This is a genomic window from Turicibacter sp. TJ11 (assembly GCF_021497505.1).
Lineage (GTDB): Bacteria > Bacillota_I > Bacilli_A > MOL361 > Turicibacteraceae > Turicibacter.
Window position 1 is genome coordinate 2,072,230 of sequence record NZ_CP069349.1, and the last position, 13,512, is coordinate 2,085,741.

At 30.6% G+C, this 13,512-nt stretch carries 13 protein-coding genes and 1 riboswitch; of the genes, 4 read left to right on the forward strand and 9 right to left on the reverse strand.

From position 1 onward, the window contains the following. Positions 1–135: 135 nt before the first annotated feature. Positions 136–237, reverse strand: a riboswitch (purine riboswitch). A 173-nt stretch (positions 238–410) separates the two neighbouring features. After that, on the reverse strand, positions 411–1,781 hold the full coding sequence (locus tag JRC48_RS09910; RefSeq protein ID WP_235069403.1) for an RsmF rRNA methyltransferase first C-terminal domain-containing protein: 1,371 nt from the start codon (positions 1,779–1,781) through the stop codon (positions 411–413). Positions 1,782–2,080: 299 nt separating this feature from the next. On the opposite strand from JRC48_RS09910, the gene cax reads away from it, so the two are divergent. Further along, positions 2,081–3,130, forward strand: coding sequence for a calcium/proton exchanger (gene cax, locus JRC48_RS09915; protein ID WP_235069404.1), 1,050 nt, complete (start codon positions 2,081–2,083; stop codon positions 3,128–3,130). Positions 3,131–3,162: 32 nt separating this feature from the next. Here cax and JRC48_RS09920 read toward each other — a convergent pair whose 3' ends face one another. The 4 genes from JRC48_RS09920 to JRC48_RS09935 all read right to left on the reverse strand — a co-directional run bounded on the left by JRC48_RS09920 (position 3,163) and on the right by JRC48_RS09935 (position 7,235). Then, entirely contained in the window at positions 3,163–5,373 is a 2,211-nt protein-coding gene (locus JRC48_RS09920) for an EAL domain-containing protein (RefSeq protein ID WP_235069405.1), read from the reverse strand. A 123-nt stretch (positions 5,374–5,496) separates the two neighbouring features. Then, positions 5,497–5,844 carry a zinc ribbon domain-containing protein YjdM gene (locus JRC48_RS09925; protein ID WP_235069406.1) on the reverse strand — a complete coding sequence of 116 codons (348 nt, stop codon included), beginning with the start codon at positions 5,842–5,844 and terminating at the stop codon, positions 5,497–5,499. 346 nt (positions 5,845–6,190) lie between these two features. After that, on the reverse strand, positions 6,191–6,502 hold the full coding sequence (locus JRC48_RS09930; protein ID WP_235069407.1) for a phage holin family protein: 312 nt from the start codon (positions 6,500–6,502) through the stop codon (positions 6,191–6,193). 313 nt (positions 6,503–6,815) lie between these two features. Beyond that, complete coding sequence (locus JRC48_RS09935; protein ID WP_235069408.1) at positions 6,816–7,235, reverse strand: MarR family transcriptional regulator; 420 nt, start codon at positions 7,233–7,235, stop codon at positions 6,816–6,818. Positions 7,236–7,385: 150 nt separating this feature from the next. On the opposite strand from JRC48_RS09935, the gene JRC48_RS09940 reads away from it, so the two are divergent. Beyond that, positions 7,386–7,913, forward strand: coding sequence for a DUF2798 domain-containing protein (locus JRC48_RS09940; protein ID WP_235069409.1), 528 nt, complete (start codon positions 7,386–7,388; stop codon positions 7,911–7,913). A gap of 43 nt (positions 7,914–7,956) precedes the next feature. On the opposite strand, the gene JRC48_RS09945 is transcribed toward JRC48_RS09940, so the two are convergent. Next, positions 7,957–8,946, reverse strand: a complete 990-nt coding sequence (locus tag JRC48_RS09945; RefSeq protein ID WP_235069410.1) for a linear amide C-N hydrolase — start codon at positions 8,944–8,946, stop codon at positions 7,957–7,959. Between the two features lie 368 nt (positions 8,947–9,314). Between JRC48_RS09945 and gltS the strand changes: the two genes are divergently transcribed. Then, positions 9,315–10,517 (forward strand): sodium/glutamate symporter, encoded by a 1,203-nt coding sequence (gene gltS, locus JRC48_RS09950; RefSeq protein WP_235069411.1) that lies wholly within the window; start codon positions 9,315–9,317, stop codon positions 10,515–10,517. A 276-nt stretch (positions 10,518–10,793) separates the two neighbouring features. Here gltS and JRC48_RS09955 read toward each other — a convergent pair whose 3' ends face one another. Then, positions 10,794–11,702, reverse strand: a complete 909-nt coding sequence (locus JRC48_RS09955; RefSeq protein WP_235069412.1) for a LysR family transcriptional regulator — start codon at positions 11,700–11,702, stop codon at positions 10,794–10,796. Positions 11,703–11,893: 191 nt separating this feature from the next. On the opposite strand from JRC48_RS09955, the gene JRC48_RS09960 reads away from it, so the two are divergent. Then, positions 11,894–12,676 carry an MBL fold metallo-hydrolase gene (locus JRC48_RS09960; protein WP_235069413.1) on the forward strand — a complete coding sequence of 261 codons (783 nt, stop codon included), beginning with the start codon at positions 11,894–11,896 and terminating at the stop codon, positions 12,674–12,676. 287 nt (positions 12,677–12,963) lie between these two features. Here JRC48_RS09960 and JRC48_RS12795 read toward each other — a convergent pair whose 3' ends face one another. Further along, entirely contained in the window at positions 12,964–13,203 is a 240-nt protein-coding gene (locus JRC48_RS12795) for a YcxB family protein (RefSeq protein WP_200820157.1), read from the reverse strand. Between the two features lie 15 nt (positions 13,204–13,218). Continuing rightward, a complete protein-coding gene (locus tag JRC48_RS09965; RefSeq protein WP_049039694.1) occupies positions 13,219–13,497 on the reverse strand; it encodes a hypothetical protein in 279 nt (92 codons plus the stop codon). Positions 13,498–13,512 lie beyond the last annotated feature (15 nt).

Here is a 13,512-nt window from a genome sequence, read left to right on the forward strand (position 1 = left end):
AAGGCTAATTATTTTCTAGATTACTGTGGATCTAGAATCACTATTTATGGCCAAATAGTTATAAAAAAAGCAGTACCTCGTGTTAAGATGAGGTACTGCCCATGTCGATATATACTAAAAAATATATATCTAAAAAAACATTCAACAGTGCCTCGTAGTCCGCACTTTTACGGTTTGCGGGTAGAAACGCCCAATCCATATCATCAGGCATATACGAGTCTGTATTCATTTTTATAGTTTTATTATATTATGCCAAGCATTAAATTACAATATTTTTCCACATTTATTATGTTTTTTTGAAAATAATGATTTATATTTTCAAAAAAGCCATCTTTCAATGAAGATGGCTACTAACTATCAAAATAAATATTATTCATAAGTGGCAATAGACTTTTTGCCCATCGGGAATATTAATTCCAACGCAATCCTTTTGGATAATGATTTTTTAGCATGTTGTTAGCAAGCTTTGCCCATCCAAGTGAATAACCATCCACACAAACTAAATACCAACCTTTTTCGCCGTCAAAAGGAATCGTTTCTCCACGTAAATAAGCAGTAATAGCCTCATCACAAGATGTAAATGAAATTGAATGCTTCACATCTTGTGAAGTTAATGATAAAGCTAATGCATGAGAGGGTTCAAAACGATTTTTCTTCATCGTTCCTAAGTGCCAACCTGCTCGAATGACTTTTAATCCTTCAAATGTTAACATCTCTTCAGGTACGATGTACAGTTGATCCCCAAATAACACATAATCTCCTTTTGGAACATCGATTAACGTCTCTTTAGCAAACGTTAAAAATTCTTGAAGTTTTTTCTTATCTTTTAACGGTTTCACATACTGACGCTTTGGTTCTTCAAAATGATCATCTTCTAATTTCTTTAAGACAGCGACATAATGACCTTCTCCATGAATGTGATGTGGCCATAAACGATATGTTTTTTCAATTCCCTCAACGTCTTCTTTTGCCCACTCTAATTGTCCAGGTTTAAACCCCTCATATGCCTGCATCGTCTCAATTTCAAACTCTGGATGATTTTTAATGAATTTAGCAATGGCTTGCTCGTTTTCTTCAGGAGCAAACGTACACGTTGAATAAACGATGCGTCCACCTGGTTTTAACATTTTAGCGGCTTCCTCTAAAATATCTTGTTGACGATTTGCACAAATTTCAACATTCTCAAGGCTCCACTCTTCTTGTGCGACCTCATCTTTTCTAAACATTCCTTCTCCTGAACATGGTGCATCAACCACAATACGATTGAAATAAAGAGGGAAGTGCTTCGCTAATTTTTGTGGACTTTCGTTTAATACAATCGCATTTTTAATTCCCATACGCTCAATATTTTGTGAAAGAATTTTAGCACGCTGTGGATAAATTTCATTCGTGATGAGTAAGCCCTCTTGTTGCAACTGTGAAGCAACATGTGTACTTTTTCCACCTGGTGCCGCACATAAATCTAATACTTTTTCACCCGGTACAGCTTCAACAAACGTTCCAACTGACATAGCACTCGGTTCTTGAATATAATAAACTCCCGCTTCATGATAAGGATGTTTTCCAGGTCGCTCAGCCTGTTGATAAAAGTATCCTTCTTTTACCCACGGAATCGATTTTAAATGAAATGGATTTAAATTTTCAAATTGTGTCATACTTGTTTTTAATGTATTCAAACGTAATCCAAGAGATTTTTCTTGTTCATAGCTTGCAATAAATGCGTCATACTCTTCGTTTAGTAACGTCTTCATTTTATCTAAAAAGTCTTTTGGTAACGCCATTTTTGACTCATCCTTTCGTACTTAGCTCTATTTATGGATTATAGTATAAAAGTGTCTCGCTTTAAATAAATAGTTAAAAAATTATCGAAAAAACACCTCTACTTTTACTTATCCACAACATCTAAACTTCTTCAGAATCATTGAATCTTCTTTAATCTTAATCACAGGAGCAAGATTTTCCTTTATCCCCAAAACAGTATAATTCTTTTTAGATTTAATAAAAATAGGAATCATTTACTTATTTTTTACTTATAAAAGTAGATACTAAATAGGTGACTTATACTACTGGAGGTTTATTTATGAAGCTTTTGAAATATATGCTTATTTTTGTTCCTATTAGTTTCATCGGTTATTTTTTAAACTTTTCACCAACGATCATGTTTATTCTTGCCTGTTTATCAATTATTCCATTAGCAGGATTAATGGGAGAAGGAACAGAAGAAATTTCGTTTTATGCAGGACCTAAAATTGGTGGATTTTTAAATGGGACGTTTGGAAACGCAACAGAATTAATCATTTCCTTTTTTGCGTTAAAACAAGGATTATTTGAAGTCGTTAAATCATCTATCGCTGGAGCTGTCATCGGAAACATCTTACTTGTACTAGGGGCGAGCATGTTAGCGGGAGGGTTAAAATATAAAACACAAAAATTTAATGAAAAAGTATCGGATGTCTCATCTAGTATGTTGTTATTTGCGGTATTAGGACTTTGTATTCCTGCGCTATTTACTCATACGGTCGATCCGAGTTTACTCAATACACGCTATGAAGGATTAAGTTTATTTGTCGCTGTTATTATGATTATCATTTATGCCTTAAGTCTTCTCTTTTCATTTAGTACACATAAACATCTTTATGCCATTTCACCAACAGAAGATTTGAATCATCAAGCGAAATGGTCATTACCAAAAGCTCTCCTCATTCTTCTTCTCTCAACCGTTGTGATCGCTATTGAAAGTGAATTTTTAGTTAGTGGAATTGAACCCATTACTGAAAGTTTAGGTTGGAGTGAATTTTTCGTTGGAATCATTTTAATACCGATTATCGGGAATGCTGCTGAACATAGTACAGCCATTACAATGGCTCTTAAAAATAAAATGGACGTTGCACTTGAGATTGCTATCGGATCAAGTTTACAGATTATTTTATTTGTTGCGCCCATTCTTATCTTTTTAAGTTTATTCTTTACCCCAATGAGTATCGTCTTTAATGAATTTGAGTTAGTTGCGCTATTAGCTGCAATTATCATTGCTAATAAGGTCGCTCATGATGGAGAGTCGAATTGGTTAGAAGGCGTTCAACTTCTTTCTGTTTATCTCATTATTGCAGCATCCTTCTTTATCTTATAAAAAAGAGCTATAACTAATTTAGTTATAGCTCTTTAACTATTTTCATATCGACTTTTAATAAATTGTTGAAACTCAGTTAACTCTAAAGGTTTACTGTAAAAATATCCTTGAATGTAAATTTGGTGTAACGGAATTCTTTTGATCATGGACTGTTGTAATTCATTTTCAACACCTTCTACAACAATCGTAATATCTTTGTTTTGAGATAAGTAGTAGATAACACCAATTAAAGCTTCATTTGATGATTCTCCGATATGATCAATGAAATATTTATCCAGTTTAATTAAATTAAAATCGAACTTATCTAATAAGAAGAAGTTTGAATACTCCATACCAAAATCATCAAGAGCAATTTTAAAACCGACATCTTTTAGATAACTAATATTTTCTCTAACCTTCGTGTCATTATTTCCTCGAACACTCTCTGTTATTTCTAAACAAATCGCTTGTTTAGGCACATTAGATTCCATTAAAACCTTGGCAATGGTCTGACAAAAGTCATCATTTTCAATCTCCCGAAACGTTAAATTCATGGAAATATAAAATGGCTTAGACTTCTTACTTGCGGATAACACTCCATAATTATCTAATACTTTATTCAAAATCCAGGTGGTTACTTCCCCCATCATATGACAAGATTCAATTTGCTCAATACTTTTATCTGGCATAATTAATTGATTATCTACTTGTAGACGAAGAAGCGCTTCAGCCCCCATCACCTCATCTGTTTTAGGGTTCACGATCGGTTGATAAACAATGAAATAATTCTCATTTTCTAAATAGTTTCGAATCTCTCTACGAGTCGAAGAAACTTTAATTTTGGGATGAATGAATTTTTCACCAAATATGATCGTTATTATAATTAATAAAATAGAGACTAATAAATTAATAACTGTTAAAAACAACCGTTCGTTAATTAAGCGATCATAGTCAAAACGATAACTCATGTATTGTAAATATTCCCCTAAAACCAAGTCAGTCTGTTTTTGACGTAATAAAATAAGTTCTTGATTATATTTTGCTTCCTTTTCTACCTCATTTGCCAATCGATAAGTATCTATTAATTGCTCATAATATAAAATTTGATTGAATAGATTAGATTGCTCATCCACATACGGTAATATCAATTCAAGATTTTTAATGGCCTCGTCATAATTTTGAGTTTGTTTATGAAATAAACCGTTAATAAAATAATAAGTATTTTTCGTATTAATAAAATAATCTGAGTAATCTTTATCGATATAGTTAGCTAATGCTTTTAATTTAATTTGCGCATTTTCTATCTCCTGTTGTTCAATATAGAATAATGCTAACATAACAGTTTGATAAAAATTCATAATTTCTACTTCTTTATCAGATAACTGATATTTATAATGATCTAATTTAAAAGTTAGCTCATTTGATTCATCCACTTGTCCTATATGATGCTTAAGAATCGCTATTGAAATGAGTTTCTTAATTTCTAAATCATTTTTTAGCTTAACATCTTTTATCTGACTAGATTCGATGCTTTCTAATAAATCCATCCCTGCCTCATATGCACCTATGTGATAAGTGACCGTTGCAATACGAAGCAAAGCCATCCCCTTACTATACCAATCATTTATCGAATGAGACAAACTAATAATCTTTAAATTTGTTTCAATCACTTCAGCATAGCTTCGATTATAATAATAAACATTCCCTAATAATTTTAAATATTTTAACTGTTGCTCATCACTCATTGGATTTGAATCAGATACAACCTGTTCTAAAATGGAAACAGATAACGATTTTTTTTCATGATCTAATAAGATACATTGAACAATACTTTCAATTAAATCATAATTTTTTCCATATTGAGACTTAGGAATCAATTCAAAGGCGTTTTTAGAATACTCTAATGACTTTTTATCATCGACGGAATGGTTTAAGTGAGATAAAACTTTATAGCTATAGGCACTATTAATTTGATTATCCTTTGTGGTTACATCCCTAAAATAATCAGTAGCTAACTCATCATTCCCATCAATCAAATTCACATAGCCTGAAATAAATAACTTATCTGACTCACTTAAAAAAGGCGAATTTAGCTTATTCATCAATAAATCTGATGAATAATTAAAATCGTTTGTTTCACTAATTGCACTGAGTTGAATCTCATGAATAAACTTTCGATTTTTAATTTCAATTGATGAAACAGTAACAAGTAAAATCATTAATATACTGATAATAAAATATTTAAACTTGCTAATTATATTCACCTCTTTAACATCATTGTTTAACCAATTTTATCATAATTTTAAAATTTTTTTTGATAAATGGAACCCTTTATTTATAAATCTTTTCTAATTAAAAAGACGTTCGTGAAATGAACGTCTTTTTAATTAGATTTTTTTAACGAATTCAGATTTTAAGCTCATCGCTCCAAATCCATCGATTTTACAATCAATATCATGACCATTTGGTGAATCAAACACTAAACGGATTCCTTTTACTTTAGTTCCTTGCTTAATGGCTGAAGAACTTCCTTTAACTTTTAAATCTTTAATGACAGTAACAGTATCTCCATCTGCTAAAATATTTCCGTTCGCATCACGAATGACATTCGCTTCAGCTGCTTCAGCCTCAGCCGCTGGACTCCACTCATGAGCACACATTGGACAAACTAACATACTTCCATCTTCATATGTATATTCTGAATTACATTTAGGGCAATTTGGTAAAGCTGACATCTTCATTCCTCCATTCTAACGACTTCCATGAGTCATTATCATATCATAAAACGTCATTTTTTTCAAAAGTGTCTTTGAGTTTAACTATATGAAAATAATAACACTCTTAGAGTGCACGACATGGATAAAAATTACTCATCTCTTGAATCTTTCTCACCAATCTTTGATCTATTAAATGATGCCATAGATAAGTAAGATCTAAGTAAAATAAATTTTTTATTAGTATTAGAACTATTTTATCCACAGTACCTTTATTAGATAAAATATATTACTTTTTTCTACCTATAGATTATCACTCGTCTGTTATCCACATTTTTATTTTTTCAACATTAAAAAAACTACCTCTTTATGAGGTAGCATTATTGTCATTTGAATCGTCACTAGAGTTTTCATCTTCAATTTCTTGAACTTTCATCATTTCTTTAAAAAATTGATGTGTTCCTGTACTAGCAAGTCCAGAAACTAATCCGGCAAGAATAACGTCAGCTGTTAATGAATTATTAATAAAGACGTTTAATGATAGTCCAAGAACTGCCATGATGAGTGGAATATACTTATTAGGAATAAAGGTTAAGCTATCTTTAATAACGTAACCCACACATAAACAGATTCCAACAATAGTGGGTACACAAAAGCTTTGTAAAAAGGCTAGGTCCATTGCGATCGCTCCTATAATATATAGTCTTAAGCAAATGTATTGATGTTTAGTGCTACTTAAGCTCTATATATTTATATGACGTCTACTTTATATTCTTTTTACATTTACCCATAATATTGTAAATATTTCCCATAATCTAAAAACTTTAATTCATTACCCTACATTATAACTATACTTTCTATAAAAAGTTGAATTAATCATAATTACCTAAAAAAAGATTTTTGTTTATATATTTAGTTCTCATTGTAAAAAAAAAGATCGTTTCGTTATTTTTTTATTATAATCTGACTAACATTTTTACTCTAATTTATTCTTAAATCCAATCAATCATAAGTAATTGTTTTAACAACTCTACTGATTCTTCTCCAATTTTTTGACTAATCTCCTGTTCAATTTCCATTTTAAGTTGACGGCTTCGCTCGCAGTAAGCAACCCCCTTTGAGGTAAGTTGTGTATACTTATGATGTCCTTCTTGACTAATAAACGTTAAATATCCTTTTTCTTCTAGTTTTTTAGCACATTTAAACATTGCTTGTCTGGAAACATTCGCACATCTAGCAACTTCTGCTAATGAGATTTTTCCCATATTGAGTTTTGCTAAAAGTAGGGCTTCTGTATGTGAAATCTCTTCTTCTTCGCTACTTGACCATCTTTCTTCTACTGTACGTCTTAATACAATATGCTTTTCACTAATTAAATCAATTAAATTTAATCCTTCTAGATGTTTATTCACAAACATCACCTCATCTTTCATTTAGTACTATTGTATCATATCTCTTTCGATCCCCAAAACGTAAACTAAGTTGACATATTATTATAAAAACCTTATAATTATTTAGTAAACTAAGTTGACAAAGACTTATGTTAAAGGAGATAAAAAACAATGGGACAAACTAAATTTCAAAAAATGATATTTACATTACTTATGTGCTTCTTTATGGTACTTGGAATGACGATTTATAACATGATCTTAAATGAAGGATTAAGTAATCAATTTTTTATTCATTTGTTAAAAGAATTTTGGCTCGGATTTATGGTAGCTTTAATTATTGATCTTTTTATTGTTGGAAAACTAGCTAAGAAAATTGCTTTTAAATTAGTGAAACCAACACCTGAAACAAAACCAATTAAAATTATTTTAGCTATTTCAAGTTGTATGGTAATCGGAATGGTATTATTCATGTCAATGTATGGGGCCATCTTAGCCGTTGGATTTAATCTAACAACTTTAAAAATTTATCCTCTATGTATTGCACGTAACTTTATTATGGCTCTTCCATTAAATTTACTGGTCGTTTCACCACTAGTTCGTTTCTTATTCCCAAAAATTCCATTTGAAAAAATCGAAAAAACAGTATCTAATGAAGACTTAAGTATGAATTCGGACTTAGTTACTGAAACTGAATTTTAATTATCCACAAAAAAAGTTTACCTATTCATAAGGTAAACTTTTTTTAGTTTTGATGATGAATAATTAATTGATCAGGATAAGAATAAAACTTCAGTGTATTTCCATCTAATACTTCTTTTTTTAAATCAATCGCATAGATCTGTGGATTAGTATACGTTGAATAATAATAAATCTGCTGATTGGAGCATATACATGAAGTATAAAGCGTAATAAAAGACTCATTTGAACGTGTTTGAACAATTCCTTCTAACATGGCTACACTATTTAAGATACGGAAGCATTCTAAAATTCCTCCTTCATAATTAACATCTAAATTAATATGATTTCTTAAAAAAGAGGCTTTAACAAAACGAGAAGATGACGAATAATCCCCAGGAAGTCCTAATCCTCCAAAACCTTGAGAATAAGGCTTTAGTAATTCATTGCCCCATTTGACATCATTTGATTGTTTGTCTGATACATTGAGATATCTATTTAAATTAGTTAAATGCCAATCATAAGTTGGAGAATTAGTTAAAACTCCTACCTTATTGTAATAAGCTCGAAATGAAGTCCTGGTTTTTTCAATAACAATAGAATCACCCGTTGCATCTGAAACCAACCAGTGAACTTGTGTAGCTAAAGCACCTTGATCATCTAAAGGTGCCACTATATTTAAATTTTTTAATCCTTCTTTTAACTCTTTAACCGTTGTAAAGTTTGCTAAAATCCAAAAAGTTACATCATAAGGTAGAATATTTTCTTTTTCTTCTATTAATTGATCAGCCCATATATTTTGACTAGGTAATTCTAAGATAGCACATGTTAAACCTTTTTCATTCACACCATCAGCAAAAATAAAATAACCATCACTTGAAACTGACATCCCTAAAACAGCATATTTACTAGGTATGCTTTTATTTGTTAGCTTATTTAGATAGGAAAAACGTCGTGGTGCTAATGCCACTCTAAGCTCTGCTCCTTTTACAAAATCATAATTTCGTGCTAAAAAGTGATGCTGATCCTTTGATTTTAAAGTAATTGCTGTACACATCTCTTACCCTCCATCTTTATATTAAAAGCGCTAAGCATTGGACTAGATAAACTATGAGTGGATCTATTAATCAATTATCTCGTTAATTTATTACAAATAAAAATTAAATTAGCAATTTTAAAAAATATATAAAAATCTGTTAGCATCTTTTTCTTATATGTTATTCGAACGCATATAAAATGGAACTTATTAAAAGAAACTTTTAATAATCACTCTCTAAAGATGGATTACCTCAGTTGTAGGATTATTATTTTTAATAAAACACTATTTCTTATACGACTGGATTATACTGGATATACCAATAGTTGTATTTAATTATTAAATCATTTAGAATTAAAATATACCTTTAGGAAAGGAGTAGGTGATACATGGAACTAAATTTAAACATCTATGAAACAATGGCTTTAGTCTCTACTATTTTTTATCTTGGTAAATATATGAGATGGAAAGTTTCTACTCTCGTTAAATTTTGTATTCCACCCGCTGTTGTTGGAGGATTTATTTTTGCTTTACTGACCTTACTTTTACATATTTCAGATATTATCACACTTAATTTAGATATGACGTTACAAAATCTTTTTATGACAACTTTCTTTACTAGTATTGGCTTTACCGCTAGTTTTAAAGTTTTGAAGCAAGGGGGTAAACAAGTCATTATCTTTTTAGGTTTAGCAGCTCTTCTTGTCATCTTGCAAAATAGTGTCGGTGTGACGCTAGCCTCTTTGTTTAATTTAAATCCTTTACTTGGACTTTGTACAGGTTCTATCCCTATGATTGGTGGACACGGAACTGCTGGCTCTTTTGGACCGATGCTTGAAGAGATGGGGGTTGCTAAGGCAACAACTGTTTCTGTTGCCTCTGCAACTTTTGGTTTAATCATGGGAAGTATTATCGGTGGATTTGTTGCTCGAAACCTCATCATTCGATATAAGGTTAAAACAACACATGATGAGTCGTCTAACAATCAACCTGTTGAAGTTGGAGATTTCAATGAAGAAAATCCTAATATCTTATCTTTTAAAAAGTTAATGAATGCTGCTTGTTTCTTATTCATTGCAATGGGGATTGGATCTCTAATATCTAAGCTAATCCAAACATCAGGTCTCACCTTCCCATCTTATATCGGTGCTATGTTAGTGGCAGCGACGATTAGAAACGTCTATGATATTAGAAAAAAAGAAATCTATGAAAAAGAAATTGAAACGATTGGCGGACTTTCCCTATCCTTTTTCTTAACAATGGCACTGATGGGACTAAAGCTTTGGCAACTCTTTGATTTAGCCCTTCCACTTCTAATCATGCTCATCGCTCAAGTCCTACTAGTTGGAATTTTTGCTTATTTTATTATCTATCGAATAATGGGTAAAAATTATGAAGGAGTCGTCTTTGCCTCTGCAACTTGTGGATTTGGGATGGGAGCAACACCAAATGCCATCGCCAATATGGATGAATTAACAAATCGTTTTGGTTTTGCTCATACTCCATACTTCGTTGTTCCTATCGTTGGAGGTCTCTTTATTGACTTCGTTAACTCAGCTATTATTACCATTTTCATTAACCTTATTAGTTAATCAAAGACTAGTATCAAACTAGTCTTTTTTATTTTCATCTGATGACTGATTATAAGTATTAACTCTAGGTTATTATCAAAAAATTTACTACTTTTATTTAACTCTAATAGATCCTCATTATTAATGACAAAATACTGAAATTCTAACTCTTTGATTCAGCTATTGTCATCAACTTTTCATCAAGAACCAATTCTGATGTTGAGCTTGAATTAAAGTATATTATTTATCATGAATGTGGCTAACATAGCCATTTATTAAAAGATTTTGAGTATCTATCTAAATCCAACTAAAAAGTTGTGACTTATGCTCTTCAATCCAATTAAAAAGAAACTTACGAAAACTTTGTTCTTCTTTTGTAAGTAGTGCATTATTATTTTCAATCCAAAAGACATTTCTTACTATTCCCTCTTGTTCAAAAGGCTTAATGACTATATTTTCGCTATTAGCAGTAAAAGCAATGTAGTCAAGAGTAATACCTATAGCAAGATTATGCTCTGCCATTTCTATAATTAAAGAATCATTAGTTGTCTCTAAGATAATTTGAGGATTAATATTACTTTGGAAAAACTTTTTCATATTTGAATTATAACAGGAATAAGCAGAGCCTTTACCAGCAATAGGTTGCTTATCTAACTCAAATTCAGAGATACTCTTCTTCTTAGCTAGAGGATTATCTTTATGAATAACTAAACAGTTTTTATTACTGTAAAGATAAGTATGACTAAAAACCTCACTATCTAAAGGTGTAGTTATAATTGCGTTATCTATTTCCCTTTTCTCTAGCTTTTTAACTATATCTTTTTCTGTTGTTTCAATAATATTTAAAGTGATTCCAGAGAAATATTTTTGGAAATCTTCAATAAACTTTACTGTTACATATTGTAGAAATCCATCTACAGAATATATTGTAAGAACTTTATTTTCTCTTTGAGTAAAGTTTTTTATAGTATTTATTTTCTCAAACTCTTCCAATATTTTAATTGCATGATTTTTTAAATACTCAGCCTCAACTGTTGGCTCTAAAGACTTCTTTCCTCTAATAAATAACTCTACTTGTAATTCTTCTTCCATCTCTTTAATGCTTTTACTTACTGCTTGAGGAGAGATAATTAATTTCTCTGCGGCTTTTTTTATACTTCTTTGATTATAAATTTCTAAAAAATATTCTAACTGTCTTGGACTCATAGAACCTCCTGTAAGTATGATAATTTTAATAAACACATTATAAATCAACCTTTTAGTTGATACAAACTACCTTTTTTCTGTTTGTTTCAGAAACTAATCTATGGCATATTGAGTATATAAGCTGTTGAGCTTAAATATTAAATTTTATAAGCGATAAAAATAATTTAAAGATAAAAAGTGAGGTATTATATATGAAAATTAAACAAATAAGAAATGCAACTTTAATTGTAACATATGCAGGAAAGAAATTTTTAATAGATCCAATGTTAGCTGAAAAGGGAACTTATCCTCCCTTTCCAGGAACTCATAATCAACATTTAAATAATCCCCTTGTAGAATTACCAGTTTCAATGGAAGAAATTCTTGATGTGGACGCTGTCATTGTAACACATATCCATCTAGATCATTTTGATCCAGTAGCAATGGAAATTATTCCAAAAAACATGAAGATGTTTGCTCAAAACGAGGATGAAGCAAATCAAATGAAAGAGGCAGGATTTAACAATGTAGAAGTTTTAAAAGAAGAAGGAACTCTATTTGGCGATATCACATTAACAAAAACTCCTGCTAAACATTACTCTGACGATTCAATCATAGAGTTATTTCATCAGTTAAGTACTGCAGATGAGGCTTGTGGAGTTGTATTTAGTCACGCAGATAAAAAAACACTCTACGTGATGGGCGATACTGTTTGGTATGATGAATTAAAAAGTGTCTTCGCTAAATATAGTCCGGAAGTTGTAGTAGTAAACGCTGGTAATGCTCAATTTGTTGACGGGAGATATTTAATCATGAGTAAAGATGATTTATTTGAAGCAGTAAAAGTAGCTCCTAATGCTCAATTTGTAGCAACTCATATGGAAGGTGTAAACCACTTAATGGTATCTAGAAAAGATTTAAGAGAATATGCAGTAGAAAAACAATTCTCTGATAAATTATTAATTCCTGCTGATGGAGAAACATGTGAATTTTAAAAGTATAAAATAAAGGGGAGAGCTCAAAAAATCATTTTGAGCCCTCCCCTTCTATTATATTGAATTTAATTCGCGAATTTATCGTAAGTTATTACTTCATATTTTATTATATTATTCTATTTTCAATAAATATATTAAGTCATTATTTTAAATTAGAACTCTTACCTGTATATTTAATACAAGTAAGATTCTTAATTGTTATAACTGCTTTTATCTATTTACAATTTTAGTAAAAACTTTACTTATTTGTGGTACGGTTCTCCGTTACACCTCCAAAGGAGCACGTTTTACTTTAATTGTTCTAAAGCCTTACATTTTTTAAGCTCTTTCATAAGTTCTTTCTCTATTTCTTTATCTAAATATCTCCTTGGAATTATATGAGCTACAAATCCACTTATATATATAAGGATCATATCTTCGTAAACTTTTACATCTTTTATACTTTCTAACGATACTGTTTCTGATATAGAATCCCCTTTTACTACTATTGTCCCATCAATAATTTCTAAAGTCTTACTTCCAAATATTGATGAATTATCTCCTTAACTTATGAGTTTATCAGTTTCTTTAGCTACTAATTTTTTGTATTGCTTAGGATATGTTAAAATCCAAATGACTAAAAAAACTATCGCTACTATAATCCAATATATATTCGGTTGATTAAATATCCCCGTTCCTGTAAAGTAGATTGGTATAGAAAGTACTATGGGTACAGCATATCTAAGTATGTTAAATGTACTTTTCTGTGATTTCGAGTTTTCTAAATGATGTAAATTGAAGCTTATATAGTCATCTTTTGTTATTTTAAAGTCGATTTTCATTTGTGCGTCCCCTTA